General features: G+C 55.9%; 36 protein-coding genes. 30 read left to right on the top strand and 6 right to left on the bottom strand.

Annotation, left to right across the window (positions count from 1 at the left end):
- The first annotated feature begins 118 nt into the window (after nucleotides 1-118).
- Nucleotides 119-1,294 (top strand): aminotransferase class I/II-fold pyridoxal phosphate-dependent enzyme, encoded by a 1,176-nt coding sequence (locus tag SJY29_RS13980; RefSeq protein ID WP_400083892.1) that lies wholly within the window; start codon nucleotides 119-121, stop codon nucleotides 1,292-1,294.
- Between the two features lie 12 nt (nucleotides 1,295-1,306).
- A complete protein-coding gene (locus SJY29_RS13975) occupies nucleotides 1,307-4,204 on the top strand; it encodes a DNA translocase FtsK 4TM domain-containing protein (protein ID WP_400083890.1) in 2,898 nt (965 codons plus the stop codon).
- A gap of 148 nt (nucleotides 4,205-4,352) precedes the next feature.
- On the opposite strand, the gene SJY29_RS13970 is transcribed toward SJY29_RS13975, so the two are convergent.
- Nucleotides 4,353-4,697 (bottom strand): hypothetical protein, encoded by a 345-nt coding sequence (locus SJY29_RS13970; RefSeq protein ID WP_400083888.1) that lies wholly within the window; start codon nucleotides 4,695-4,697, stop codon nucleotides 4,353-4,355.
- A 115-nt stretch (nucleotides 4,698-4,812) separates the two neighbouring features.
- Nucleotides 4,813-5,286: a hypothetical protein gene (locus SJY29_RS13965; protein ID WP_400083886.1), complete on the bottom strand. Its 474-nt coding sequence runs from the start codon at nucleotides 5,284-5,286 to the stop codon at nucleotides 4,813-4,815.
- A 390-nt stretch (nucleotides 5,287-5,676) separates the two neighbouring features.
- Here SJY29_RS13965 and SJY29_RS13960 point away from each other — a divergent pair, with 390 nt between their 5' ends.
- Nucleotides 5,677-6,084, top strand: coding sequence for a universal stress protein (locus SJY29_RS13960; RefSeq protein ID WP_400083884.1), 408 nt, complete (start codon nucleotides 5,677-5,679; stop codon nucleotides 6,082-6,084).
- 38 nt (nucleotides 6,085-6,122) lie between these two features.
- On the top strand, nucleotides 6,123-7,025 hold the full coding sequence (locus SJY29_RS13955) for a DMT family transporter (RefSeq protein WP_400083882.1): 903 nt from the start codon (nucleotides 6,123-6,125) through the stop codon (nucleotides 7,023-7,025).
- Between the two features lie 6 nt (nucleotides 7,026-7,031).
- Here the strand turns inward: SJY29_RS13955 and SJY29_RS13950 are convergent, their stop codons facing one another.
- Nucleotides 7,032-7,613, bottom strand: coding sequence for a hypothetical protein (locus tag SJY29_RS13950; RefSeq protein ID WP_110277993.1), 582 nt, complete (start codon nucleotides 7,611-7,613; stop codon nucleotides 7,032-7,034).
- 417 nt (nucleotides 7,614-8,030) lie between these two features.
- On the opposite strand from SJY29_RS13950, the gene rpsL reads away from it, so the two are divergent.
- From rpsL to SJY29_RS13910, 8 genes are all read left to right on the top strand, one after another.
- Complete coding sequence (gene rpsL / locus SJY29_RS13945) at nucleotides 8,031-8,402, top strand: 30S ribosomal protein S12 (protein WP_055294782.1); 372 nt, start codon at nucleotides 8,031-8,033, stop codon at nucleotides 8,400-8,402.
- Between the two features lie 104 nt (nucleotides 8,403-8,506).
- A complete protein-coding gene (rpsG, locus tag SJY29_RS13940) occupies nucleotides 8,507-8,977 on the top strand; it encodes a 30S ribosomal protein S7 (protein ID WP_055294780.1) in 471 nt (156 codons plus the stop codon).
- Nucleotides 8,978-8,992: 15 nt separating this feature from the next.
- Entirely contained in the window at nucleotides 8,993-11,110 is a 2,118-nt protein-coding gene (gene fusA / locus SJY29_RS13935) for an elongation factor G (protein WP_400083879.1), read from the top strand.
- Nucleotides 11,111-11,201: 91 nt separating this feature from the next.
- Nucleotides 11,202-12,377 carry an elongation factor Tu gene (tuf, locus tag SJY29_RS13930; RefSeq protein WP_110278189.1) on the top strand — a complete coding sequence of 392 codons (1,176 nt, stop codon included), beginning with the start codon at nucleotides 11,202-11,204 and terminating at the stop codon, nucleotides 12,375-12,377.
- A 544-nt stretch (nucleotides 12,378-12,921) separates the two neighbouring features.
- Nucleotides 12,922-13,233: a 30S ribosomal protein S10 gene (gene rpsJ, locus SJY29_RS13925; protein ID WP_055295556.1), complete on the top strand. Its 312-nt coding sequence runs from the start codon at nucleotides 12,922-12,924 to the stop codon at nucleotides 13,231-13,233.
- Between the two features lie 12 nt (nucleotides 13,234-13,245).
- Nucleotides 13,246-14,097 carry a 50S ribosomal protein L3 gene (gene rplC / locus SJY29_RS13920; RefSeq protein WP_400083877.1) on the top strand — a complete coding sequence of 284 codons (852 nt, stop codon included), beginning with the start codon at nucleotides 13,246-13,248 and terminating at the stop codon, nucleotides 14,095-14,097.
- Nucleotides 14,097-14,717 (top strand): 50S ribosomal protein L4, encoded by a 621-nt coding sequence (gene rplD, locus SJY29_RS13915; protein ID WP_400083875.1) that lies wholly within the window; start codon nucleotides 14,097-14,099, stop codon nucleotides 14,715-14,717. The genes rplC and rplD overlap by 1 nt, the downstream gene beginning before the upstream one ends.
- Complete coding sequence (locus SJY29_RS13910) at nucleotides 14,714-15,010, top strand: 50S ribosomal protein L23 (RefSeq protein ID WP_008236551.1); 297 nt, start codon at nucleotides 14,714-14,716, stop codon at nucleotides 15,008-15,010. Before rplD ends, SJY29_RS13910 begins: the two co-directional genes overlap by 4 nt.
- Before the next feature lie 154 nt (nucleotides 15,011-15,164).
- Here SJY29_RS13910 and SJY29_RS13905 read toward each other — a convergent pair whose 3' ends face one another.
- Complete coding sequence (locus SJY29_RS13905) at nucleotides 15,165-15,821, bottom strand: hypothetical protein (RefSeq protein WP_400083873.1); 657 nt, start codon at nucleotides 15,819-15,821, stop codon at nucleotides 15,165-15,167.
- A 446-nt stretch (nucleotides 15,822-16,267) separates the two neighbouring features.
- On the opposite strand from SJY29_RS13905, the gene rplB reads away from it, so the two are divergent.
- The 5 genes from rplB to rplP are packed head-to-tail and all read left to right on the top strand — an operon-like array spanning nucleotide 16,268 to nucleotide 18,902.
- Nucleotides 16,268-17,110, top strand: a complete 843-nt coding sequence (gene rplB / locus SJY29_RS13900) for a 50S ribosomal protein L2 (RefSeq protein WP_327544429.1) — start codon at nucleotides 16,268-16,270, stop codon at nucleotides 17,108-17,110.
- Nucleotides 17,111-17,112: 2 nt separating this feature from the next.
- Nucleotides 17,113-17,391, top strand: a complete 279-nt coding sequence (gene rpsS / locus SJY29_RS13895) for a 30S ribosomal protein S19 (protein WP_055295568.1) — start codon at nucleotides 17,113-17,115, stop codon at nucleotides 17,389-17,391.
- Between the two features lie 3 nt (nucleotides 17,392-17,394).
- Entirely contained in the window at nucleotides 17,395-17,775 is a 381-nt protein-coding gene (gene rplV, locus SJY29_RS13890; protein ID WP_008236481.1) for a 50S ribosomal protein L22, read from the top strand.
- Nucleotides 17,775-18,476 carry a 30S ribosomal protein S3 gene (rpsC, locus tag SJY29_RS13885; RefSeq protein WP_055295570.1) on the top strand — a complete coding sequence of 234 codons (702 nt, stop codon included), beginning with the start codon at nucleotides 17,775-17,777 and terminating at the stop codon, nucleotides 18,474-18,476. The genes rplV and rpsC overlap by 1 nt, the downstream gene beginning before the upstream one ends.
- A gap of 12 nt (nucleotides 18,477-18,488) precedes the next feature.
- The gene (rplP, locus tag SJY29_RS13880; protein WP_055295572.1) at nucleotides 18,489-18,902 is read left to right on the top strand and encodes a 50S ribosomal protein L16; all 414 of its coding nucleotides are present in this window, start codon (nucleotides 18,489-18,491) and stop codon (nucleotides 18,900-18,902) included.
- Between the two features lie 81 nt (nucleotides 18,903-18,983).
- On the opposite strand, the gene SJY29_RS13875 is transcribed toward rplP, so the two are convergent.
- Together SJY29_RS13875 and SJY29_RS13870 are read right to left on the bottom strand one after the other, a co-directional pair.
- On the bottom strand, nucleotides 18,984-19,391 hold the full coding sequence (locus SJY29_RS13875; RefSeq protein WP_400083869.1) for a hypothetical protein: 408 nt from the start codon (nucleotides 19,389-19,391) through the stop codon (nucleotides 18,984-18,986).
- Nucleotides 19,392-19,663: 272 nt separating this feature from the next.
- A complete protein-coding gene (locus tag SJY29_RS13870; protein WP_400083867.1) occupies nucleotides 19,664-20,284 on the bottom strand; it encodes a TIGR02466 family protein in 621 nt (206 codons plus the stop codon).
- Nucleotides 20,285-20,495: 211 nt separating this feature from the next.
- On the opposite strand from SJY29_RS13870, the gene rpmC reads away from it, so the two are divergent.
- From rpmC to rplO, 13 genes are all read left to right on the top strand, one after another.
- Complete coding sequence (rpmC, locus tag SJY29_RS13865) at nucleotides 20,496-20,702, top strand: 50S ribosomal protein L29 (protein ID WP_055295577.1); 207 nt, start codon at nucleotides 20,496-20,498, stop codon at nucleotides 20,700-20,702.
- Nucleotides 20,703-20,705: 3 nt separating this feature from the next.
- Nucleotides 20,706-20,936, top strand: coding sequence for a 30S ribosomal protein S17 (gene rpsQ, locus SJY29_RS13860; protein WP_055295579.1), 231 nt, complete (start codon nucleotides 20,706-20,708; stop codon nucleotides 20,934-20,936).
- An 81-nt stretch (nucleotides 20,937-21,017) separates the two neighbouring features.
- Complete coding sequence (gene rplN / locus SJY29_RS13855; protein WP_008236500.1) at nucleotides 21,018-21,386, top strand: 50S ribosomal protein L14; 369 nt, start codon at nucleotides 21,018-21,020, stop codon at nucleotides 21,384-21,386.
- Nucleotides 21,387-21,388: 2 nt separating this feature from the next.
- Nucleotides 21,389-21,694: a 50S ribosomal protein L24 gene (rplX, locus tag SJY29_RS13850; protein ID WP_110278002.1), complete on the top strand. Its 306-nt coding sequence runs from the start codon at nucleotides 21,389-21,391 to the stop codon at nucleotides 21,692-21,694.
- Nucleotides 21,694-22,257: a 50S ribosomal protein L5 gene (gene rplE / locus SJY29_RS13845; protein WP_110278003.1), complete on the top strand. Its 564-nt coding sequence runs from the start codon at nucleotides 21,694-21,696 to the stop codon at nucleotides 22,255-22,257. Before rplX ends, rplE begins: the two co-directional genes overlap by 1 nt.
- A 19-nt stretch (nucleotides 22,258-22,276) precedes the next feature.
- Nucleotides 22,277-22,582, top strand: a complete 306-nt coding sequence (gene rpsN, locus SJY29_RS13840; protein WP_055295584.1) for a 30S ribosomal protein S14 — start codon at nucleotides 22,277-22,279, stop codon at nucleotides 22,580-22,582.
- Nucleotides 22,583-22,594: 12 nt separating this feature from the next.
- Nucleotides 22,595-22,987 (top strand): 30S ribosomal protein S8, encoded by a 393-nt coding sequence (rpsH, locus tag SJY29_RS13835; protein ID WP_055295586.1) that lies wholly within the window; start codon nucleotides 22,595-22,597, stop codon nucleotides 22,985-22,987.
- Nucleotides 22,988-22,996: 9 nt separating this feature from the next.
- A complete protein-coding gene (gene rplF, locus SJY29_RS13830; RefSeq protein ID WP_055295588.1) occupies nucleotides 22,997-23,530 on the top strand; it encodes a 50S ribosomal protein L6 in 534 nt (177 codons plus the stop codon).
- A gap of 11 nt (nucleotides 23,531-23,541) precedes the next feature.
- Nucleotides 23,542-23,907, top strand: a complete 366-nt coding sequence (gene rplR, locus SJY29_RS13825) for a 50S ribosomal protein L18 (RefSeq protein ID WP_055295590.1) — start codon at nucleotides 23,542-23,544, stop codon at nucleotides 23,905-23,907.
- A gap of 131 nt (nucleotides 23,908-24,038) precedes the next feature.
- A complete protein-coding gene (rpsE, locus tag SJY29_RS13820; RefSeq protein ID WP_400083862.1) occupies nucleotides 24,039-24,617 on the top strand; it encodes a 30S ribosomal protein S5 in 579 nt (192 codons plus the stop codon).
- 13 nt (nucleotides 24,618-24,630) lie between these two features.
- Nucleotides 24,631-24,819 carry a 50S ribosomal protein L30 gene (rpmD, locus tag SJY29_RS13815; RefSeq protein WP_019953326.1) on the top strand — a complete coding sequence of 63 codons (189 nt, stop codon included), beginning with the start codon at nucleotides 24,631-24,633 and terminating at the stop codon, nucleotides 24,817-24,819.
- Nucleotides 24,820-25,045: 226 nt separating this feature from the next.
- Nucleotides 25,046-25,279: a DUF1127 domain-containing protein gene (locus SJY29_RS13810; RefSeq protein WP_110549982.1), complete on the top strand. Its 234-nt coding sequence runs from the start codon at nucleotides 25,046-25,048 to the stop codon at nucleotides 25,277-25,279.
- 312 nt (nucleotides 25,280-25,591) lie between these two features.
- Nucleotides 25,592-26,065: a 50S ribosomal protein L15 gene (rplO, locus tag SJY29_RS13805; RefSeq protein WP_110278006.1), complete on the top strand. Its 474-nt coding sequence runs from the start codon at nucleotides 25,592-25,594 to the stop codon at nucleotides 26,063-26,065.
- The last annotated feature ends 27 nt before the right edge of the window (nucleotides 26,066-26,092 follow it).

Here is a 26,092-nt window from a genome sequence, read left to right as displayed (position 1 = left end):
AACTGACCGAAAAGCCACAAATTCCGCGCAGACTGATCCCTTCTTCTGGACAGAACGCCCACTGCCGCGTTAGTTTGGAAAAAAGCGGGGCGAAATGATCCCGTAAATTGAGGCAGTTATGGTATTTCCTGAGCGGTTTTCGGACCTTCCGGCAGCGACGTGGCCACGCTTGCGTGCTCTTTTAGACGTGCCGACACAGGCGTCCGAGACGATCAACATGACGATCGGCGAACCACGCCATGCGTTCCCCGGTTTTGTGGGCGATATCATTGCGGACAATCTGACAGGTTTTGGCAAGTATCCGGATAACTACGGCACACCCGCTCTGCTGGACGCGATCGGCGGTTTTCTCAAGCGGCGTTATGATCTGGATATGCCGCATCACCAAATTCTGACGCTGAACGGCACCCGCGAGGGGCTGTATAACGCCGCCATGGCGCTTTGCCGCGAAGAGAAGAACGGCACACCAGTGATCCTGACGCCCAACCCGTTTTATCAGGTCTATGCGGTGGCGGCTCTGTCTGTGGGTGCCGAGGCGGTCTATGTCCCTGCGGTCAAAGAAACAGGCCATTTGCCTGATTTCCATGCTTTGCCTGTCGATATTCTGGACCGCACGGCAATTGCCTATATCTGTTCGCCCGCCAACCCCCAAGGCGCGGTTGCGGATGAGGACTATTGGCGCAATCTGATCACGCTGGCTGAAAAGCATGATTTCATCATTTTCGCCGATGAGTGCTATTCCGAGATTTACCGCGACACGCCACCCCCCGGTGCCTTGCAGATCGCCACGCAGATGGGTGCTGACCCCGAGCGCGTTGTGATCTTTCACTCGCTGTCCAAGCGCTCGAACCTGCCGGGCCTGCGGTCCGGTTTTTGCGCGGGCGGGCCAAAGTCGATGGAGCGCATCCGTTTGTTGCGTGCCTTCGCGGGTGCGCCCTTGCCCGAGCCTTTGCAGGCGGTTGCGGCTGCTGCGTGGAACGATGAGGCGCATGTGATCGAAAACCGCGCCCTCTATCACCGCAAGTACGAGATCGCGGATGATATTCTGGGCCATGTGGACGGCTATCAGTCCCCGCAGGCGGGGTTCTTTTTGTGGTTGCCGACCGAAGACGGCGAAACATCCGCCGTCAAGCTGTGGCAGGAAACCGGCGTGCGGGTGCTGCCCGGTGCATATTTGAGCAGAGAGACAAACGGGGAAAACCCCGGCAAGACATACATTCGGGTCGCCATGGTGGCCCCAACACAAGAAATGCAGCGCGGTCTGACCCTGATCCGCGACTGTTTATATGGTTGAGGAACAAGAGTAATGGCATCTTACCAATCCCGGCGGCGCGACCCGCTTTTGGACAGCACCACGCAGGCCGCGATCGAGAAACGCAGCAAAGAGCTTTTGGGCATTGGCCTGATCTGTGTCGGTCTGCTGATTGCCGTGATGGTGGGCAGCTATTCTCCTGATGATCCAAGCTGGATTTCCGCAACAGATGCGCCTGTGCAAAACTGGTTGGGCCATTTTGGTGCGTCGGTGGCTGCACCGCTGATGATGGTGATCGGTCTGGGCACTTGGGTCATGCCTGTGATCTTGCTGACATGGGGTCTGCGTTTTGTTCTGCATCACGGCCAGGAACGCGCCATTGGCCGCGTGATCTTTGCACCGGTTGCGATTGTGCTGGCGTCGGTGCATGCCGCAACGCTGACGCCGGGTGTGGATTGGCCTGCCAACTTTGGTCTGGGCGGTCTTTTCGGCGATACCGTTCTGGGTGTTATTCTGACGATCGTGCCCTTTGGTGCTATCTTCGGCGTGAAACTCTTGTCGTTCCTGACCGGTGTGGCGCTGCTGGCGCTCATGGCGTTTGTGCTTGGATTTACGCGCCCCGAATTGAAAACCGGCGGGCGTTTTGCCTTTCTGGGCACGGTGATGCTTTATGCGATGGCGCTGCGTGTCCTTGGCAAAGGGGCGGCACTTTCCGCGCAGGCCGCACAAGGCATGACCGCGACCGTACAAGCCCGCCGCGAACAAATGCATGAAATCCGCGCTGCCCGCGCGCAGGAGCCTGCCGTGGACGATCCCTTCTCGGTGCCACCACTGGCCGACGATGCGCGCGCGCGCGCCGCAGCCGTTGTGCGCGCGAACCCCTTCATGCCCACATCACAGCCACCTGTGACGGTCCCAAAAATGCCACCGGCACCACCGCTTGCTGCTCCGGCCCGTGCCACTGCGCCAGAGCCGCAGGGTGGTTTCCTGTCCGGTCTGTTGAAACGCAATGACCCGATGCCGGAACCTGAATTGGTGACGCGGGAACCTGTTGCGCACGGTGTGCCTGCCGCAGGCGGTGCTGACCGTGTGAGTGCGCGCATCGCTGATGCGATCAAGAACCGTGCCGTGCCGCCATCCCCGACGGGTGTCCGGATCGAGCCTTCTCTGACCGCAGGGCGGGGGCCGCAGCCACTGGTCTTTACACCGCCGCAAGAAGAAGCCCTGCTGGAAAGTGATGATGATCTGGTGCTGGACCGTGCGGATGATACGGAACGGATGGCCGCGCCACATATGCCAATTCCGGAGGTGCGCGTGCCCACACCGCCCGCGCCAGAGCCGCGCAGCGTTGTCCAGCACCCGCCCAAACGCCCGCCGCAGCCCTCGCGTCAGGCACAGGCCGAGGCGCAGCCTGCACTGAAGTTTGATGACAAATATGCGACCTATGAGCATCCGCCGCTGGGTCTGTTGACAAACCCCATCGAAATCCAGCGCCATCACCTGAGCGATGAGGCTCTGGAGGAAAACGCCCGTATGCTGGAAAGCGTGCTGGATGATTATGGCGTGAAAGGTGAAATCGTTTCGGTCCGTCCCGGTCCGGTTGTCACGATGTATGAACTTGAGCCTGCGCCGGGTTTGAAGGCCAGCCGTGTGATTGGCCTGTCCGATGATATCGCGCGGTCCATGTCGGCGCTGTCTGCACGTGTCTCTACCGTGCCGGGCCGGTCGGTGATCGGTATCGAACTGCCCAACGAAAACCGTGAAAAGGTGGTTCTGCGTGAAATCCTGTCGCACCGTGACTTTGGTGACGGCAACCAGAAACTGCCACTTGCGCTGGGCAAGGATATCGGTGGTGAGCCGATTATCGCGAACCTTGCCAAGATGCCTCACCTGCTGATTGCCGGTACAACGGGTTCGGGTAAATCGGTGGCTATCAACACGATGATCCTGTCGCTCTTGTACAAACTGAGCCCCGAAGAATGCCGGATGATCATGATTGACCCCAAGATGCTCGAACTCAGCGTCTATGACGGCATCCCACATCTGCTCTCACCTGTTGTGACCGACCCCAAAAAGGCGGTCGTTGCCCTGAAATGGGTCGTGGGCGAGATGGAAGAACGCTATCGCAAGATGTCCAAGATGGGCGTGCGCAATATTGACGGATTCAATGGCCGTGTGAAAGACGCGCTGGCCAAGGGTGAAATGTTTAGCCGCACGGTGCAGACCGGATTTGACGATGAAACCGGTGATCCGATTTTCGAGACCGAGGAATTCCAGCCTGAAGTCCTGCCTTACATCGTTGTGATCGTGGACGAGATGGCCGATCTGATGATGGTCGCCGGTAAAGAGATCGAAGCCTGCATCCAGCGTCTGGCACAGATGGCCCGTGCGTCAGGTATTCACCTGATTATGGCAACGCAGCGTCCGTCGGTGGATGTGATCACCGGTACGATCAAGGCCAACTTCCCGACGCGGATTTCGTTTCAGGTGACGTCGAAGATCGACAGCCGCACGATTTTGGGTGAGATGGGTGCTGAACAACTGCTGGGCATGGGTGACATGCTTTATATGGCGGGCGGGTCCAAGATCACCCGCGTGCACGGCCCCTTCGTGAGCGACGAGGAAGTCGAAGAGATCGTGAACCACCTCAAAGGCTTTGGTCCGCCCGAGTATATGTCCGGTGTTGTTGATGGCCCGTCTGATGATCAGGAAAGCAGCATTGATCTGGTGCTGGGTCTTGGTGACGGATCGGACAGCGAGAACGCGCTTTATGACACGGCGGTGGCGATTGTGATCAAGGACCGCAAATGCTCGACCTCTTATATCCAGCGCAAACTGGCGATCGGCTATAACAAGGCGGCGCGTCTGGTGGAGCAGATGGAAGAAGAGGGCGTGGTCAGTTCCGCTAACCACGTCGGCAAGCGCGAGATTCTTGTGCCGGAACAGCACTGATCAAAAAACCCAAGTTGATGGAGGTCCCCGCCTTGGGTAGCGCCGTGTGGATCAGGCTGCTGATTGTGGGCCGTGTGTGCAGACTCAGCCTGACTCACCCGTGGACCGCAAGCAAGGACAAGTGGCGCGCGACAGGTACAAATTGGGATCAGATATAGATCCTATGGTGGGAGTCACCTTTGCCCCACCACAGTTCTAGATATTCTGTAGGGCCTTCCTGTACGACCTCTACGAATTCATCTCCAATCTGGAACTGAGCTCTGCCACTACTCAAGACAAGATTGGAAATTCTGGAATTGATGAGACGCTCTTGTACATCGTAAAGCTGCATCTCAAGCCAATCTTTCTGGAGAGTACACCAAAGAATAGGGTGCTTTGCAACCAATCCGGAAACCTCATCAGTCTTTGAATGGATATAGCATATCTCAATCTCGTACAGACTAAGGTTGATTGATATGATTTCGCCTTCGACAGTTGGGTTGATGTCTTCCATGATAGTAATGTCTCTAATTTGGAACGTGGCTTGAGAAGCGAGAATGACTGCTAAAATGACGAGGGAGCAACAGACAGAGGTACCCTTTGTGCAAGTCAACCTGCTCGTTGAGAAATCACCAAACTCGCAAGTGCGATTGCGCGAATTCATCCTGACGGCTAACACCAGACACCAAAATATCCTTTATGTTTCCGATCCCTAGAATTGCCCGTTCAGACAGATAGGGTAGTTCAGGTTCGTCTGCATCAACGGTCCTCCAACCATTGCTATCATAGATCGCCCAAGACTTAGCTGACCCGTCCGGTCGCCTACCTCCACCGCCGCGCATAGGAGGCAGGAAGGGTTCAAAACCAGCTAAGGTAGCGACACGAACCGCATTCTTGGAGCGAATAAGTGCATCGAGACGTATGTAAGCATAGAGCGAGATATCGTCATCTTTGTTAAGATCCCCAGTCCATCTCTGGAGCGCTTCCTGCTTCTTTGAAAAACCACAAAGGTATCCACAATTATCATCAAAATAGACACACAGCCCAAAAAACCGATAGCCTTCAAAAGTGAACTCAAAAATCTTTCCGATATGACGTTTCATTTATTGACCTAGCTGCTGTAAAATCTGGTTTCCCTGCGTGGTCAAAGGTCCAAAGTTGGGATTATTCAAGCCTATCGGGTTTCTGATGTTTTGCAATGCGCCACCACTGACACCTCCCCGTTTCACAAGCCTGTTTGGTCCTTCGCGCTTTTGGCGAGGGATGGTCTTTGGTCTTAGACAGGTTGGATTTGAAAATTGTCAGAGTCGCTCGGCTCCCCGGTATGCAAGTACCGACCTGTGGTCGGATCAGATCCCCTCATCCCGTTCTGGTGCTGTCCGGACGGCACAATTGCCGCGTGAGGTGATACTCTTCGACTCTGAGTGACCCAGATCAATGCGTGTGTCTTTTAGCGTGGCTAGACTGGGTTCAGCATGAAAAGGAAACACACCATGTACAAGAAGATCCTTGTTCCCGTCTCGTTCGAAGCGGACCGTAACGCACAAGGCGCGATGGATGTGGCGAAAGCCCTGCGTGAAGAGGCCGGCGCAATCACCTGTCTGCATGTCATCGAGCAGCTTCCGCAATATGCGACGCAATACCTTCCTCCGGGCCATCTGGAGGCGGCGAAGGCCGAGATGGTCGAGACCCTCAAGTCTTTGGTGGCGGAAGTCGACAACGCGACCGCTGTCGTGGTGGATGGTCATGCGTCCCGCACCATCCTGGATTTTGCTGAAAAGAACGCTGTTGATCTCATTATCATCGCCAGCCATCAACCTGGAATGCAGGACTATTTGCTGGGGTCGACTGCGGCCAAAGTTGTGCGCCATGCAAAATGTGCGGTGCACGTGCTACGATAACGCTGGTCAGGTTTCAAACGCGCTGATACGCCAGCACTATGCCGGTGGTGTCAGACAATATTCGCGGTGCGCTTCTGATGATGGGAGCGATGTGCGCTTATACGCTCAACGATGCTTTCATGAAATCGTTGGCGGATGAAATTCCGTTGTTTCAGGCCATCTTCATCCGCGGGCTGGGGGCGATCGTATTCCTTGTCTTTATGTGCAAGGTGCTGGGGCAGCTTCGCTTTACGTTCCCTGCGCGGGATTGGGGCCTTGTGATCCTGCGGACCGTGGGCGAGATCGGCGGCACCTATTTTTTTCTGACCGCGCTTTTCAACATGCCCATCGCAAATGTCAGCGCTATTTTGCAGGTCCTGCCGCTCTCGGTTGCTTTGGCGGCGGCGCTTTTTCTGCGCGAGCCTTTGGGCTGGCGCAGGCTTTCGGCCATTATCGTCGGTTTTTGCGGTGTTCTTTTGATTATCCAGCCGGGCGGTGCGGACTTTAGCGCATACAGCATCTATGCCCTCGCGGCGGTGGCCTGTGTCACATTGCGTGATATCGCGGTACGCAGGATGTCACGTAGTGTGCCTTCCGTCTTTGTTGCACTTGTCGCGGCGGTCGGTGTGACGGGGCTTGGTGGCGTTGGCTCTCTCTTTGTGGAATGGCAGTCCTTTACCACGCTCTCTGGCTTGCAGCTGGCGGGCGCGACAGGTTTCCTGATCTTCGGGTACATCGCCTCGGTCAGCGCCATGCGGTTCGGGGATATCGCGTTTGTTGCGCCGTTCCGGTACACCAGCCTTCTGGTGGCGCTCGTCCTCGGGGTGCTTGTGTTCGGCGAATGGCCCAATGTGCTTGCGCTGACAGGGGGTGTCATTGTTGTCGCGACGGGGCTGTTTACGCTCTATCGTGAAACCAAATTGCGGATCCGGAACCGGATGGTTCCGGACCGGATCAGATAGGTTGCCCTAGTTCGCGGTGCCGAAGAACACGCCATTCACGTCCATGTTGAAATCGCCTGTCGCAAAGCCCGTCGCAGACCCAAAGACGGCGTCTCCTTCACTGAAATCATCGCGTACGGCACCGTCGAGTGTCAGTACCATCTGGCTTTCCACCGCGAATCCGTCGTTATCAACACCCGAGATCTGACCGGACGCAAAGGCATCGAGGTCACCACTTGTTTCGGTGCCGGTTATGCCAAGGCTGCCGCCGAACCGTTGGTTCGGGGTGCCGTTCGGGTCAATCAGGTTGATATTGGTAACGCTGCCGGAAATATCACTGTCGCCGAAATCGACCAGCATTGTCATATCGCCCAGAATGCTGCCCTGCGCGTCCCCTGTAACATCAGCCCCGACGTGACCACGGTAGGTGACACCGCCTGATGGCAGGTCAGACAGGGGGGTGAATGGCAGATCGGCGATACGCTCTGCCTCGAACATCGCGATATCGACATCGCGGGCCGAGACGGTTGGGTCAGTGGGCGCGACGGTTGTCGCCGCGCAGGCGGCGAGGGTGGCAAGCGTCATAAGACTGAGTGTGATCCGTGTCATGTGAGGGTCTCCTACAAAGGGGCTTGTACTGGACGGCACGACAGGCGCGCCTTGGAGCATGACTTGGACAAGGTGTGATCTGCTAGGCAATAAAGCCCGCATGATATGCGATAGCAGGGGCGAAATTGCAGGCATGCGACACAGAAGTCGCGTGGCTGTCGTGGCGCTGTTGACAGGCCAAGAGACTCCCCCTATACGCCGCTCATCCGGGCTGGGGGCAATCCTCCGTCGTCCCGATATCATACCACGTAGTGGCCAAGAACCGAGCGCTTTTATAGCTTTGTTCCTCTGGAGCTCACCGCACCGAACCTCCGGTAAGGGTTCGACTGCGGAATTTTTGTGCTTTCCGAAGTGAAAGCATGTTTTGAAACCCGCGTTTGCCGGACGCAAAATGTGAATAGATGGGAACATCAAACGATGCCAACAATTCAGCAGCTGATCCGCAAGCCGCGCCAGCCAAAAGTCACACGATCCAAATCTCAGCACATGGAAGGCTGCCCGCAGAAGCGCGGCGTCTGCACACGTGTTTATACAACGACACCAAAGAAGCCGAACTCGGCGATGCGTAAGGTTGCCAAAGTGCGCCTGACAAACGGCTTTGAGGTCATCTCTTACATCCCAGGTGAAAGCCACAACCTTCAGGAACACTCTGTGGTTCTGATCCGCGGCGGCCGTGTAAAAGACCTTCCAGGTGTCCGTTACCACATTCTGCGCGGTGTGCTTGATACACAAGGTGTCAAAGACCGTAAGCAGCGTCGTTCGAAGTACGGCGCGAAGCGCCCTAAGTAAGTTATGACGCAGTCCCGGACTTGATCCGGGACCTCCACGTCAACCGCCAGAAGGTCCCGGATCAAGTCCGGGACTGCGTAGAGAAACAAGAGAGAGACCGACACATGTCACGTCGTCACGCCGCTGAAAAACGCGAAGTTCTGCCAGACGCAAAGTTTGGTGATATCGTTCTGACCAAGTTCATGAACAACCTGATGGTTGACGGTAAGAAATCCGTCGCCGAACGTATCGTCTATAACGCTTTTGACCGCGTTGAAGACAAGCTGAAGAAATCCCCTGTGGAAGTCTTCCACGAGAGCCTTGATAACATCAAGCCAGCTGTCGAAGTGCGTTCGCGCCGCGTTGGTGGTGCGACATATCAGGTGCCTGTTGAAGTGCGCCCCGAGCGCCGCGAAGCGCTTGCGATCCGCTGGCTGATCGCTGCTGCGAAAAAGCGCAACGAAAACACAATGGAAGAGCGCCTTGCAGGCGAGCTGATGGATGCGGTCAACGGCCGCGGCACAGCCGTCAAGAAGCGTGAAGACACCCACAAGATGGCCGACGCGAACAAAGCGTTCAGCCACTACCGCTGGTAAGAGGAAAGCACCACAATGGCACGCGATTACCCCCTCGAACTTTACCGTAACTTCGGGATCATGGCGCACATCGATGCAGGTAAGACCACCTGTTCCGAGCGCATCCTGTATTACACCGGTAAATCACACAACATCGGCGAAGTGCACGATGGCGCCGCCACCATGGACTGGATGGAGCAAGAGCAGGAACGTGGCATCACGATTACCTCTGCTGCGACAACCACGTTCTGGGAGCGCACAGAAAACGGCGTTGAGCCTGACAGCCCCAAGCACCGCCTGAACATCATCGACACCCCCGGCCACGTTGACTTCACCATCGAAGTCGAGCGTTCTTTGGCCGTGCTTGACGGTGCGGTTTGTGTTCTCGACGCCAACGCCGGTGTTGAGCCGCAGACAGAAACCGTTTGGCGTCAGGCCGACCGCTACAAAGTTCCGCGTATGGTTTTCGTCAACAAAATGGACAAGATCGGCGCCGACTTCTTCAACTGCGTGCGCATGATCGAAGACCGTACCGGTGCGAAAGCTGTGCCCGTCGGTGTTCCAATCGGTGCCGAGAACGAGCTGGAAGGCCTGATCGACCTTGTCACCATGGAAGAGTGGTTGTGGCAGGGTGAAGATCTGGGTGCATCCTGGATCAAAGCGCCAATCCGCGACAGCCTGAAAGACATGGCTGACGAGTGGCGTGGCAAGATGATCGAAGCTGCCGTCGAAATGGACGACGACGCGATGATGGAATACCTCGAAGGCAACGAGCCTGACGTTCCAACACTGCGCAAGCTGCTCCGCAAGGGCACGTTGGCGATGGCATTCGTGCCTGTACTGGGTGGTTCTGCATTCAAGAACAAAGGTGTCCAGCCACTGCTGAACGCAGTTGTCGATTATCTGCCAAGCCCGATGGACGTCGTTGACTACATGGGCTTCAAACCAGGCGACGAGACAGAGACACGCAACATCCCGCGTCGTGCGGATGACAACATGGCGTTTTCCGGTCTGGCGTTCAAAATCATGAACGACCCGTTTGTGGGCTCTTTGACGTTTACACGGATCTATTCCGGTAAGCTGATGAAGGGTGACACCATGCTCAACTCTACCAAGGGTAACAAAGAGCGTGTTGGCCGTATGATGATGATGCACTCCAACAACCGCGAAGAGATCAGCGAAGCCTGGGCAGGTGACATTATCGCACTGGGTGGTCTGAAGAACACAACAACCGGTGATACACTTTGTGATGCAGCCGATCCTGTTGTTCTCGAAACAATGACCTTCCCCGATCCGGTGATCGAGATTGCGGTCGAGCCCAAAACAAAGGCCGACCAGGAAAAGATGGGTATCGCTCTGGCGCGTCTGGCAGCAGAAGATCCATCCTTCCGTGTCGAAACCGATCTGGAATCCGGTCAGACCATCATGAAGGGCATGGGCGAATTGCACCTCGACATTCTTGTCGACCGCATGAAGCGCGAATTCAAAGTCGAAGCGAACATCGGTGCGCCACAAGTGGCCTACCGTGAGACCATCGGCCACGAAGTCGAGCACACCTATACGCACAAGAAGCAGTCTGGTGGTTCCGGTCAGTACGCTGAAGTGAAGATGATCATCTCTCCGACAGAGCCCGGCGAAGGCTACTCTTTCGAGAGCCGCATCGTCGGTGGTGCTGTTCCAAAGGAATACATCCCCGGTGTTGAAAAAGGCATCCTGTCTGTCATGGATAACGGCCCGCTGGCCGGCTTCCCCGTGATCGACTTCAAGGTGGCTTTGATCGACGGTAAGTTCCACGACGTTGACTCCTCCATCATGGCGTTCGAAATCGCGGCCCGTATGTGTATGCGTGAAGGCATGCGCAAAGCCGGTGCGAAACTGCTCGAACCGATCATGAAGGTCGAGGTGGTAACGCCCGAGGAGTACACTGGCGGGATCATCGGTGACCTGACATCACGCCGCGGCATGGTGCAGGGTCAGGACACACGCGGCAACGCGATTGTCATCGACGCGATGGTGCCTCTAGCGAATATGTTCGGCTACATCAACACACTGCGTTCCATGTCTTCGGGCCGCGCGCAGTTTACGATGCAGTTTGACCACTACGATCCAGTGCCAAGCAACATCTCGGAAGAGATTCAGGCAAAATACGCTTAATCGGGATGGCGGGGTGAACCCCGCCCTACCCACCACCCCGTAGGGCGGGGCCTGCCCCGCCGCCCAAACCTAAATTTGAAGGAGCCACACCATGGCAAAGGCAAAGTTTGAACGTAATAAGCCGCACGTAAACATTGGCACAATCGGCCACGTTGACCACGGCAAGACCACCCTGACCGCTGCGATCACCAAGTATTTCGGTGACTTCAAAGCCTACGACCAGATTGACGGCGCGCCCGAAGAGAAGGCCCGTGGTATCACGATCTCGACCGCACACGTCGAGTACGAGACAGAGACACGCCACTACGCCCACGTCGACTGCCCCGGCCACGCTGACTATGTGAAGAACATGATCACCGGTGCCGCCCAGATGGACGGCGCGATCCTGGTTGTGAACGCAGCCGACGGTCCAATGCCACAGACACGCGAGCACATCCTGCTCGGCCGTCAGGTGGGTATCCCTTACATGGTCGTTTACATGAACAAGGTTGACCAGGTTGACGACGCAGAGCTGCTCGAGCTGGTTGAAATGGAAATCCGTGAACTGCTGTCTTCTTACGAGTACCCCGGCGACGACATTCCTGTGATCCCGGGTTCGGCTCTGGCTGCACTGGAAGGCCGTGACGCGGAGATCGGCGAGAACTCGATCAAAGCGCTGATGGAAGCTGTCGACACATATATCCCGACACCGGCCCGTGCGGTTGACCTGCCGTTCCTGATGCCGATCGAGGACGTGTTCTCGATTTCCGGCCGTGGTACTGTTGTGACCGGCCGTGTTGAGCGTGGCGTGATCAACGTCGGCGACGAAATCAGCATCGTTGGTATCCGCGACACCACAAAAACGACCTGCACAGGCGTTGAAATGTTCCGCAAGCTGCTGGACCGTGGTGAAGCCGGCGACAACATCGGCGCACTGCTGCGCGGTGTTGACCGTGAGGGCGTTGAGCGTGGTCAGGTTCTGTGTAAGCCGGGTTCCGTGAACCCGCACACAAAGTTCGAGGCAGAAGCCTATATTCTGACCAAAGAAGAGGGTGGCCGTCACACACCATTCTTTGCGAACTACCGTCCACAGTTCTACTTCCGGACCACTGACGTGACCGGCACAGTTGTTCTGCCCGAAGGCACCGAAATGGTGATGCCGGGCGACAACCTGAAGTTCAACGTCGAGCTGATCGCACCGATCGCGATGGAAGACGGCCTGCGCTTCGCGATCCGCGAAGGCGGCCGCACCGTCGGCGCTGGTGTTGTATCGAAGATCGTCGAGTAAACCGTCGGTCGGGGCCCGCCCCGACACATCGGACCAAACAAACGAAAGGCCGCTCCACTTGGGGCGGCCTTTTGTGTTGATTTATTAGAATGATCGCTCAACTGACATAATTGCTTTCTTCGTTTCACACAAAGGCATCCCTATATCACAATCGGCCGGCGCAGTCCGGCCATCGCCCGACCTCCCCCAGGAGGGCGATTTTGCAACGCTTTCAAAGGTATCTGACCCTGATTATACTGCACCATCCCGTGCCTCTGACAGCGCAAAGCCCTCCAGGTCGGGCGATGGCCGGACTGCACGTCGGGCAGCAGATTGGATTCTCAATAGACATTGGCCCAATATTTGCCGAACACGCACCGCGTTAGTTCTTGATCAATCGGCGCAAATCCCCTTTACACATCCCTCGACTCCCCCTATACGCCCGCTATCCAACAAGGGTGCGCTTTGCGTGCCCTTTATACATTGGACAAAAAAGACGCGATGAGGGCTCTGGATGAGCCATGGTCCTCCTCTCCGATCTAGGCCCTAATCAAAGGGTGATGACATGGCAGCCAGCCAAAACATCCGTATTCGCCTGAAGGCGTTTGATTTCCGCGTCCTTGATGCAAGCACCGCCGAAATCGTCAGCACAGCAAAGCGCACTGGCGCATCTGTGCGTGGACCGATCCCACTTCCAAACAAGATCGAAAAGTTCACTGTTCTGCGTGGACCACACGTTGACAAGAAATCCCGCGATCAGTTCGAGATCCGTACGCACAAGCGCCTTCTCGACATCATCGACCCAACACCACAGACCGTGGACGCGCTGATGAAGCTCGACCTGGCTGCCGGTGTTGACGTCCAGATTTCTGTATAAGGAGTAGATCATATGCTCCGTACAGGACTTATCGCAAAGAAAGTCGGCATGACCCGACTGTTCATGGAAGACGGCAAGCAGATCCCTGTGACCGTTCTTGCATTGGAAAACCTGCAGGTTGTCGCACAGCGTACACCTGAGACAAACGGCTACACAGCTGTTCAGTTGGGTGCAGGCAACGCCAAAGCCAAGCGCACATCTAAGGCGATGCGCGGCCACTTTGCTGCGGCCAAGGTCGAACCCAAGCGCAAGGTCGCCGAGTTCCGCGTTGCCCCCGAAAACATGATCAACGTCGGTGAAACACTGACGGCGAACCACTACTTCGAAGGTCAGTATGTTGACGTGTCCGGCACATCTATCGGTAAAGGTTTTGCCGGTGCCATGAAGCGTCACAACTTTGGCGGTTTGCGCGCGACACACGGTGTGTCCGTGTCCCACCGTTCGCACGGCTCGACCGGTCAGTGTCAGGATCCGGGCAAGGTTTTCAAAGGCAAGAAGATGGCCGGCCACATGGGTTCCGCCCGCGTGACGACACAGAACTTGCAAGTTGTGAAAACCGATGCCGAGCGTGGCGTCATCATGGTCAAGGGCGCTGTTCCCGGTTCCAAAGGTGGCTGGGTCACAATCAAGGATGCGGTCAAAAAGCCGACACCCGAGAACGTGATCTACCCTGCTGGCCTGCAGTCCATGGACGAAGAAGCCAAGCGTCTGGCTGAAGAAGCTGCTGCCGCCGCTGCTGCCGAAGAAGCTGCTGCCGCAAAGGCCGCTGCCGAGGCAGAACAGGCCGCGCTGGAAGCTGCTGAAGCAGAAGCTGCAACTGAAGCCCCGGCAGAAGATGCCGCACCAGAAGAAGGTGAGAAATAATGAAGGCTGATGCAATCAAACTGGACGGCAAGGCAGCTGGTTCCGTCGAACTGAACGACGAAATCTTCGGTCTTGAGCCGCGCAAGGACATCTTGCACCGCGTCGTTCGCTGGCAGCGCAACAAGGCAATGGCAGGTACACACGATGTGCTGGGTCGTTCCGAGGTGAGCTATTCCACCAAGAAGATCTATCGCCAGAAGGGCACCGGTGGCGCACGTCACGGCTCTCGTGGCGCGCCGATCTTCCGTTCCGGTGGTACCTACAAGGGCCCAACACCACGTAGCCACGCGCATGATTTGCCCAAGAAGTTCCGCAAGCTTGGTCTGAAGCACGCCCTGTCCGCGAAAGTGGCCGCAGGCGAGCTGGTGATCGTTGACACCATCGAAGTCAAAGACGCCAAGACCGGTGCGCTGGCCAAAATGGTCGGCAATCTGGGCTGGAAGCGTGCACTGATCATCGACGGTGCCGAAGTGAACGCAAACTTCGCCAAGGCAGCCGCCAACATCACAACCATTAACGTTCTGCCATCCATGGGCGCGAACGTTTACGACATCCTCAAGTCGGACACACTCGTCCTGACCAAAGCAGGTGTCGAAGCTCTGGAGGCCCGTTTGTCATGAACGCCAAGGCAGAACACTACGACGTGATCCGCAAGCCGATCATCACCGAGAAAGCAACAATGGCTTCTGAGGCCAATGCTGTTGTTTTCGAAGTGGCGATCGACGCGAACAAACCGATGATCAAGGAAGCCGTTGAAAGCCTCTTTGGTGTAAAGGTCAAAGCGGTCAACACATCGATCACCAAAGGTAAAGTGAAGCGCTTCCGCGGCTCGCTGGGCACACGCAAAGACGTGAAAAAAGCCTATGTGACGCTCGAAGAAGGCAACACAATCGACGTTAGCACTGGTCTGTAAGATCGGTTCGCTATGAAGTTAGAAAGGCCCCCGCAGTGCGGGGGCCTTTTTCGTTTGGGAGCAGGGAGTCGGGGCAGGCCCCGACCTACGTAGGCCGGGGCCTGCCCCGGCGCCTACGGCTTGATGCCGGACCGTGGTCCATATTGATACAGTCTCAATCATTTTCGTCAAACCGCCTGCTAGGCCTTGGTCGTTTCCTTGAGCTTTCTTCTCTCAGAACGAAATTTTGAGATGGAGACGGATCACCTTTATCACTGGGCTCAGGTAGCTTTGAGGCGCGTAGAGCAGATGAGAGTTGTTGTGTTACGAACGAGGCGTCCGTAAGGATTTCGTGGAATCCCTCTTTTAATTCTGGATAAGCGGCCACAAATGCACCGACAGCGACTACCCCAGCATAAATGTCGCCTTTAATTGAGCCTTCCTCTAATTGCCCAAGTCGAAAGTATGCACCTGCACCTTTACGTCTATGTCGCCAAGGGCTTTTGGAAAGATGCCTTGAAAGTGAGTACAGGAAACGATCTTGCTGTAGCTCGTTTAGAAGTACCGACGAATCGAATGAAAAGGTTATTCTGAACTCTGAAATCTCATGTCCGTAGCCGAACGACTGATAGTCAAAATCTTTGAAAATTTCATCTAGGAGCCATTTATCCCCTGCATCGTGTACCCACATCCCGCGTTTTATTCGGTGGCCAAATGGATTGTGGGTGTTCGGCAAGTCTGCTAGGCGAAGCAATTCGTCAAAGCTTGTTGGCTCTATTTCCGCAACCTCTAGAAAATGCAAATCGACTTCGTAGTGTTTGTTGGATGCCATCTAAATTCCTTCACCACTATAGATTGAGAAAAGCTAGGGAGTTTTCGATGGTGGATCAATCTTGAAGGCCAGTTGCGCTAGTATCAAGTTCATGATCCTTTAAGAAAGCTGTTCCAAGTCGGCGGATACTGCTAGAGAATTGAGCGTTATTGGCCAAGACGCTTGTCCGGCATGATGAACTCTATTTTGCAACTGCTGAGTTGCACCGCATTCATTGAGCGATCTATCGCGAAGACACTACTTGCCACCCGCACCCCTCCCTGCTACATCCGCGCAATCACGCGGCCTCGGATTCGTTCCGGGGTCTTTGTGTTATGCGAAAAGTCGGTGTAACTGCCGGCCTACGTAGGTCGGGGGCTCCCCCGACATTCCAAAACGGGGACCTTCGGGGCCCTATAACATCAGGGTCGCAACTGTGGCCCGCCAAGCAAACGGAAGAAGCTAACATGGCACTCAAGTCGTACAAACCGACGACGCCGGGCCAGCGTGGGCTGGTGCTGATCGACCGTTCGGAGCTTTGGAAAGGACGTCCTGTCAAGTCTCTCACTGAGGGTCTGACGAAATCGGGCGGCCGGAACAACACCGGACGGATCACTATGCGTCGTATTGGTGGGGGCGCAAAGCGTCTTTACCGCATCGTCGATTTCAAGCGCAACAAGCTGGATATGCCTGCTGTTGTCGCACGGATCGAATATGACCCGAACCGCACCGCATTTATCGCGCTGATCCAGTACGAAGACGGTACACAGAATTACATCCTTGCCCCCCAGCGCCTCGCGATTGGTGACAAGGTGATCGCATCCGCCAAGGCTGACATCAAGCCAGGCAACGCAATGCCCTTCAGCGGCATGCCTATCGGTACGATCGTTCACAACATCGAAATGAAAGCAGGCAAAGGCGGCCAGATCGCCCGTGCAGCCGGTACCTACGCCCAGTTCGTTGGTCGTGACGGTGGCTACGCGCAGGTCCGTTTGTCATCCGGTGAATTGCGCCTGGTACGTCAGGAATGCATGGCCACTGTCGGTGCTGTGTCCAACGCAGACCACTCGAACCAGAACTTCGGTAAAGCAGGCCGCATGCGTCACAAGGGCATCCGCCCATCTGTGCGTGGTGTTGCCATGAACCCGATCGACCACCCGCACGGTGGTGGTGAAGGCCGGACATCTGGTGGTCGGACACCGGTTACGCCTTGGGGTAAAGACACCAAGGGCAAGCGTACCCGTAACAAGAACAAAGCGTCGCAGAGCCTTATCATCCGCTCGCGTCACGCCAAGAAGAAGGGTCGTTAATTATGGCTCGTTCCGTATGGAAAGGCCCCTTTGTGGATGCCTACGTCTTGAAAAAGGCAGAAGCATCGCGCGAAAGCGGCCGCAACGAAGTGATCAAGATCTGGTCGCGTCGTTCGACAATCCTGCCTCAGTTCGTTGGTCTCACCTTTGGTGTGTACAATGGCAAGAAGCACATCCCTGTTAACGTCACAGAAGACATGATCGGTCAGAAGTTCGGTGAATATTCGCCAACCCGCACCTATTACGGTCACGCTGCTGACAAAAAAGCGAAGCGGAAATAAGCCATGAGCAAGGATAAGAATCCCCGCCGCGTGGCCGATAACGAAGCAATGGCAAAACTGCGCATGCTCCGGACGTCCCCGCAGAAGCTGAACCTCGTTGCTGGCCTGATCCGCGGCAAGAAAGTCGAGCAGGCGCTGACCGACCTGACTTTCTCGAAAAAGCGGATTTCGGACGATGTGAAGAAGTGTCTTCAGTCGGCCATCGCCAACGCAGAGAACAACCACAACCTTGACGTCGATGAACTGGTCGTCGCAGAGGCCTATGTCGGCAAGAACCTTACCATGAAGCGCGGTCGCCCTCGGGCCCGTGGTCGCTTTGGTAAGATCATCAAGCCGTTTGCAGAGATCACCATCAAGGTGCGTCAAGTTGAGGAGCAATCATAATGGGTAACAAAGTAAACCCGATCGGTATGCGTCTTCAGGTCAACCGCACCTGGGATAGCCGCTGGTACGCTGACACCAAAGACTATGGCGACCTTCTGTTGGAAGACCTCAAGATCAAGGCTTTCATCAAGAAAGAATGCGCACAGTCCGGCGTCAGCCGCGTGATCATCGAGCGTCCGCACAAAAAGTGCCGCGTCACGATCCACGCAGCACGTCCCGGTGTGATCATCGGCAAGAAAGGTGCAGACATCGAAGGTCTGCGCAAGAAACTTGCCGCGCTGACTGCCTCCGAGCTGCACCTGAACATCGTTGAAGTCCGCAAGCCCGAGCTTGACGCAGCACTGGTTGCCGAAAGCATCGGTCAGCAGCTTGAGCGTCGTGTGTCTTTCCGTCGCGCAATGAAGCGTGCGGTTCAGAACGCCATGCGTATGGGTGCCCTCGGTATCCGGGTCAACCTTGCCGGTCGTCTGGGCGGTGCTGAAATTGCACGGACAGAATGGTACCGCGAAGGTCGTGTGCCGCTGCACACGCTGCGCGCCGACATCGACTATGCACTGTATGAGGCAATGACGCCTTATGGGATCATCGGCATCAAGGTCTTCATCTACAAAGGTGAGATCATGGAGCACGATCCGTCAGCGCACGACCGTAAACATGCTGAGCTGCAAGAGGGCGCTGTCCCTCGCGGCCCACGTCGCTAAGGAGCTGATGATATGCTGCAACCAAAGCGTACAAAACACCGCAAGCTGCACAAAGGCCGCATCCGTGGTGAAGCAAAGGGCGGGTCTGACCTGAACTTTGGCACCTACGGCCTGAAGGCGATCGAACCCGAGCGTATCACTGCACGCCAGATCGAAGCTGCACGTCGTGCCATGACGCGTCACATGAAGCGTCAAGGCCGTGTCTGGATCCGTATTTTCCCGGATCTGCCTGTTACCTCGAAGCCTATCGAAGTGCGTATGGGTAAAGGTAAAGGCTCCATCGATTTTTGGGCATGCAAGGTCAAACCAGGCCGCGTGATGTTCGAAATCGACGGCGTGACCGAAGTGGTCGCCCGTGAGGCCCTGCGCCTTGCTGCGATGAAGCTGCCGATCAAGACACGGACCGTGGTTCGCGAAGATTGGTAAGTGGCGTCGGGGCAGGCCCCGACCTACGGTGAGAGTAAAAAAGCCCCTGCCGAGAGATCGGTGGGGGCTTTTTGTTTTAGCCTACCAAACCACGTCAATGATCCGGCCATCGCTGTGGTTACAGACACCCACACCACCTGCTGATGTTTCTCCAAGACTACTCGCATAATTCATCTGACATCTGAGCGTTGATCCCTGGTTTCCAAGGAGCGTAGCAACAAAGTTGCCGCTGCTGCTGGACGTCATTATCGTCGAAGGCATACCGGTTCCGAATACAGTCCCAAAGCCTGAACGGGCGTCTGCTTGAACTGCTTTACCGCTAAACTGTTCACTTCCAACCTGAGCAGTGTAAGTGTCACTTTCCATGCCTTGTTCGTATTGAAATTGAACAGGTGTTCCAATTCCACGAACCACGCCTTGCATTGTGCCGCTACATGCAGCCAGCGCCAGCACCGTGGTGAATGATGGAAGAATTTTCGCAAGTTTCATAACAACCTCAAATAGAGAAAAATTGGTGACCCTCACTATGAAGATTGTTTTGGCGCAAATAAGGCATTGAGAACAGTTCTGGGTAGTAGTCTGCCGCCTCGTAGAAATGTACCGCCCGGCATCGCCGGGCAGCGCCCGGATCTCCCCCATGGGGAGGGCGCTCTTGCGACCTTGCAAAGATCGGGACGGTCGTGCGTGATTGTGGCGCTCCGCCAATCAGCCCTGTCGGTGCGCCCACCCCGAGGTCCGGACGCTGCCCTTCGTCGGGCCCGTCACTCCCACTTGTAATTAAAACTCACCGAAATCCGTTCTTCCTCGGCCATATTCATCGGCACCTCGTGCCGCAGCCAGCTTTCCCAGAGCAGCACATCGCCGACCTCGGGTTTCGCATAAAAGAACGTGCGCAGCTCGTCGCGCGCGTCTTTCATGCGTGTGGGTGCCGCCATCATCATGGCAAGGCGGGGGTCTTCGAATTTGATCGCACTCGCGCCGTCCGGCATGGCGACGTAGGTCGTGCCGCTGATCACTGAATGGGGGTGGATGTGGCCGGTGTGGATCCCGCCCTCTGGCAGGATGTTGATCCAGATATCTTCGAGTTGCAGCTTCTTGTCGCCAAGGTCGAAGGCGAGGTCTTTGGCAAAGGCCGCGACATGGGCATCGAGAACGGCGACGAGATCTTTGAAAATCGGGAACCGCCACGGCAGGTCCGTGAGCGAGGCGTAAGAGGTATAGCCCGGATATCCGTGCTCCTCGCACCAGTCCTGACCGGCCTCGTCATCGTCGGCGATCACAAGACAAGAGTTTTCAAGCTCGGCAGGATCAACGGGCGCGCCATGCTCGGAGAGTTTGGCGTGATAGAGGCGGGTCGCGAAGAGGGATTTGATTTGGGTCATACAGATGTCTTAGCGCAGGCGGTGTGGTAGTGCGAGTACTGAAACAGATATAGGTCCGGGACAGCGGCGTGACAGGTCGCGCAACTCTTTGCCAACAAGGGGTTGCTTTATATGCGGATGGGGTCTAAACGGCACACTTCTACCCCCACTCCACCGGGAATCGGGTGACGTTTCGTACGGCCTGCCGGTGATGTTGAAAAAGGAAAATGGCATGAACGCCAACGAACTGCGGGCCAAAACGCCCGATCAGCTCCGTGAAGAGCTGGTGAACCTCAAAAAAGAGTCCTTCAATCTGCGCTTTCAGCAGGCCACAGGTCAGTTGGAAAACACAGCAGGCATCCGTGCGGCCCGCCGCAACGCTGCCAAGGTCAAAACAATTCTGAACGAAAAGGCCGCTGCTGCGGCATCGGAGGCTTAATCCATGCCTAAGCGTATCCTGCAAGGGGTTGTGACAAGCAACCAGAACGCCCAGACCGTCACTGTATCGGTCGAGCGCCGCTTCAAGCACCCGCTGCTTCAGAAGACTGTTCGTAAGTCCAAGAAGTACCGGGCGCATGACGAGCAAAACGCTTTCAACGTTGGCGATACTGTCCGTATTCAGGAATGTGCGCCGAAATCGAAAACCAAACGCTGGGAAGTTATTGCTTCTTAAGCAATAGCACCCGGTTCAAACGAAACCCTGGGCCCCCGGACGGAAATCGGGACTTGCTCATAGGTCGGAAAAGGAAACCAAATGATCCAGATGCAGACCAATCTGGATGTTGCTGACAACAGCGGCGCTCGCCGTGTTCAGTGCATCAAGGTTCTGGGTGGTTCTCACCGTCGTTACGCCAGTGTTGGAGACATCATTGTTGTTTCGGTGAAAGAGGCCATTCCACGCGGTCGCGTAAAGAAGGGTGACGTCCGTAAGGCCGTCGTCGTACGCACCGCCAAAGAAGTACGCCGCGACGATGGCACAGCCATCCGTTTTGACAGCAACGCTGCTGTCATCCTCAACAACAACAACGAGCCGATCGGTACACGTATCTTTGGCCCGGTTGTTCGCGAGCTGCGCGCAAAGAACTTCATGAAAATCATCTCACTCGCTCCGGAGGTGCTGTAACCATGGCTGCGAAACTCCGTAAAGGTGATAGCGTGATCGTGCTTGCCGGTAAGGACAAGGGCAAGAAGGGCACTATCAGCTCTGTTGACCCCAAGTCGGGCAAAGCTGTTGTTGATGGCATCAACATTGCTGTGCGTCACCAGAAGCAAACGCAAGCGACACAGGGTGGCCGCACGCCAAAGGCGATGCCGATCCAGCTGTCCAACCTCGCGATCGTTGACAAGAATGGCAAAGCAACCCGTGTTGGCTTCCGTATGGATGGCGACAACAAGGTGCGTTTCGCCAAGACAACAGGGGATGTGATCTAATGCTTGACGCTGCAAACTATAGCCCCCGTCTTAAGGACCTCTACATCGCTAAAATTCGTGCGGCGATGAAAGAAGAGTTCGGTTACAAAAACGAGATGCAGATCCCGAAGCTGGACAAGATTGTCCTGAACATCGGCTGCGGTGCAGAAGCTGTCCGTGACAGCAAGAAAGCAAAAACCGCGCAGGAAGATCTGACAACCATCGCCGGCCAGAAGGCCATGACAACACACGCCAAGAAATCCATCGCTGGTTTCCGCGTTCGTGAAGACATGCCGCTGGGTGCAAAGGTGACTTTGCGTGGCGACCGTATGTACGAATTCCTTGATCGTCTGATCACTGTTGCAATGCCACGTATCCGCGACTTCCGCGGCGTATCCGGCAAATCCTTTGATGGCCGCGGCAACTATGCCACCGGCATCAAAGAGCACCTGATCTTCCCAGAAATCAACTTCGACAAGATCGATGAGAACTGGGGCATGGACATCGTGATCTGCACAACAGCGAACACTGACGCTGAAGCAAAGGCACTGTTGAAGCACTTCAACATGCCGTTCAACAGCTAAGCGCCAGGGAGATTTAGAGATGGCAAAGAAATCCATGATCGCACGCGAAGTGAAGCGTGAAAAGCTGGTCAAGCAGTATGCCGAAAAGCGTGCCGCCTTGAAGGCAATCATCAACAACAAAGAGATCGCTGTAGAAGAGCGGTTCAAGGCAACTCTTGAACTTGCGAAACTGCCACGGAACTCTTCTGCAACGCGTTTGCACAACCGTTGCCAGCTGACCGGGCGTCCACACGCCTATTACCGCAAACTCAAGATCAGCCGGATCGCGCTGCGGGACCTTGGTTCCAATGGCGAAATCCCCGGCATGGTCAAGTCTAGCTGGTAAGGAGCACATATTATGAATGATCCTATCGGTGATATGCTCACACGTATCCGCAACGGCCAGATGCGCGGCAAAGCGTCGGTGGAAACACCTGCGTCCAAACTGCGTGGTTGGGTGTTGGATGTGCTTTCCGACGAAGGCTACATCCGCGGTTACGAAAAGAAGGATGGCAAAGACGGCCACCCTGCTTTCAGCATCGAATTGAAGTATTACGAGGGTGACCCTGTCATTCGCGAAGTGAAGCGGGTTTCCAAGCCTGGCCGTCGCGTTTACCTGGGCGCCAATGACATCCCATCCGTCCGTCAGGGCCTGGGTGTGTCGATTGTCTCCACCTCTCAGGGTGTGATGTCGGATGCCAAAGCACGGGCTGCCAATATTGGCGGCGAAGTGCTCTGCACTGTATTCTAAGGGGATATTATGTCTCGTATTGGTAAAAAACCGGTTGAGCTGCCCGCAGGCGTCACTGCCTCTGTGTCAGGTCAGACCGTTGAGATGAAAGGCCCCAAAGGGACCCGGACTTTCAAGGCGACAGACGATGTCACCATCACTGTTGATGGCAATGTCGTGACTGTAGAACCACGCGGCAAATCCAAGCGCGCGCGCCAGCAGTGGGGCATGAGCCGCACTATGGTTGCAAACTTGGCCACCGGCGTTTCCGAAGGCTTCAAGAAAGAGCTTGAGCTGTCGGGTGTTGGTTACCGTGCACAGATGCAGGGCAATGTCCTGAACCTGTCATTGGGCTACAGCCACGATGTCAAATTTGAGGTGCCTGAGGGCGTCACAGTGACATCTGCAAAGCCAACTGAGATTCTTGTCGAAGGTATCGACGAGCAGCAGGTTGGTCAGGTTGCGGCGAATATTCGTGCTTGGCGTAAGCCCGAGCCCTACAAGGGCAAAGGGATTAAGTACAAAGGCGAATATATCTTCCGCAAAGAAGGTAAGAAGAAGTAAGGAACGCGATTATGGCAAACAGCAAGAGACAACTGTTTCTGAAGCGCCGCATGCGCGTTCGGAACAAACTTCGCAGCGTCACAGCCAACCAAGGCCGTGCACGTCTTTCGGTACACCGCTCGAACAAAAACATCAGCGCCCAGCTGATCGACGACGTCAACGGCGTAACACTCGCCTCAGCGTCTTCGCTCGAAAAGGACCTTGGTGTCGTTGGCAAGAACAACATCGAAGCCGCTGCAAAAGTGGGCGCTGCAATTGCAGAGCGCGCGAAAAAGGCTGGTGTCGAGGTTGCTTACTTCGACCGTGGCGGTTTCCTCTTTCACGGCAAGATCAAGGCTTTGGCCGAGGCAGCCCGTGAAGGCGGTCTGAAGATCTAACGGTGTGGGTGGGTTTTACCCACCCTACCGACCCCCTGTAGTGTGGGTGCAACCCACGCTCGATGATCCGGCGCCTTGGGCGACCCGCGATTGGACAACGCCTTCGGGCACGAAAACAAAGGACGCCATCAATGGCAGAACGTGAAAACCGCGGCCGCGGCCGCAACCGTGAAGAGCAAGCCCCAGAGTTTGCAGACCGTCTGGTCGCAATCAACCGGGTCTCGAAAACAGTTAAAGGCGGTAAGCGCTTTGGCTTCGCAGCACTCGTTGTTGTTGGTGACCAAAAGGGCCGTGTCGGCTTTGGCAAAGGGAAAGCCAAGGAAGTTCCTGAGGCGATCCGCAAAGCCACAGAGCAAGCCAAGCGCCAGATGATCCGCGTTGCACTGCGCGATGGCCGTACGCTGCACCACGATATCGAGGGCCGTCACGGGGCTGGTAAAGTTGTGATGCGCACAGCGCCAGTGGGTACCGGTATCATCGCCGGTGGTCCAATGCGTGCCGTGTTCGAAATGCTGGGCGTGCAGGACGTTGTATCGAAATCGATCGGTTCGCAGAACCCCTACAACATGATCCGCGCAACCATGAACGGTCTGGCCAAAGAGCAATCTCCACGCAACGTCGCCCAGCGTCGTGGCAAGAAGGTTGCTGATATTCTGCCCAAGCGTGACGAAGCCCCAGCGGCTGAAGCACCTGCTGAAGCTGACGCGTAAGGAGAACTGACAGATGGCTAAAACAATCGTCGTCAAGCAGATCGGCTCCCCGATCCGCCGCCCCGAAAAGCAGCGTGCAACGCTGATCGGTCTGGGCCTGAACAAAATGAACCGCACGCGCGAACTGGAAGATACCCCTTCCGTGCGCGGTATGGTGAACAGCATTCCGCACCTCGTCGAGATCATCGAAGAGCGTGGATAAGCTTTCACGTAGTGTCGGGGCAGACCCCGACCTGCGGTGCTGACAGATTGAAGCCCTCGGGAAACCGGGGGCTTTTTCTTTGGGCAGAATGAAAACTCTGACATGCAAATGCTGCATGGCGGCATTTCCGATGCTGCAGTTGCACAATAGAGGCCTGCGTCCTAGCTATTTGCTGAGAAGCATCGCCGTCGCGGTGTCGCAAAACGCAATTGAAAGGACGAAAGTCATGTCTATTACGACCAACACATTCGCCCCCGCACAAATTGGTGCGCGTATATCCGCACGCATCTCTGCCCAATTGGCAGCTTTGAAAGAGGCACGTGCGCAGAAGGCGGTTTACTATAAAGTCAGAACCCAATTGAACCGCATGTCAGACCGCGAGTTGGCCGATATCGGCACGAACCGTCTCCTGATCGACGATCTGGCGCGCGAAGCGGCCTTTGGCACAGCGGAACGGTGAGTTGAGGTAAGGTGGATCAAGATCCACCTTACGGTTTGAAATGAATGCGCCTCGCAGGGAACTGCGGGGCATTTGTTTTCCGGCGCAGCCAGCGGCAGAAATGATGCGCAACTATGGGTTGCATAACTTCATTTTTGCCGCGATTTTCTGTATCCCTGCGTGTGTCGCTTTCAACCGACATCCCATTCTTGACGCCGCCTATCCCCCCGTCTATACGCCAGCAGTCGGCAGGCAACCGCCCCGACTCAGATGTAACGCCGTGTTTGGCCGCTCCCGTCGCTGGGGGCCAATTCCGGCAAAAGGAGAAGCGACATGAAACTGAATGAACTCTCAGACAACCCAGGCGCCACCAAAGGCAAAAAGCGTATTGGCCGTGGTCCAGGTTCCGGCAAAGGTAAGACCGGTGGCCGTGGTATCAAAGGTCAGAAATCGCGTTCCGGCGTAGCCATCAAAGGCTATGAGGGCGGCCAGATGCCACTCTACCAGCGTCTGCCAAAGCGCGGCTTCAACAAGCCGAACCGCAAGACTTTCGCTGTCATCAACCTTGGTCTGATCCAGAAATTCATCGACGAAGGCAAGATCGACGTCAAAGCCGACATCACCGAAGATGCGCTGATCGCGTCCGGTCTGGTGCGTCGCAAGAAGGACGGTATCCGCGTTCTTGCCAAAGGCGATTTCAAAGCCAAAGCAACGATTGCTGTCACCGGTGCCTCCAAGGGCGCTGTTGAGGCGGTTGAAAAGGCTGGCGGCACATTGACTGTCACAGCACCGGCTGCGGCTGAGTAAGACCTTGTGAGCGGCGTCACCGTCGCT

Origin of the sequence: Yoonia sp. R78084, assembly GCF_044595625.1 — a bacterium.
GTDB lineage: Bacteria > Pseudomonadota > Alphaproteobacteria > Rhodobacterales > Rhodobacteraceae > Yoonia.
Note: the sequence above shows the minus strand (reverse complement) of the source record. Positions and strands in the feature narration are given on the sequence as shown.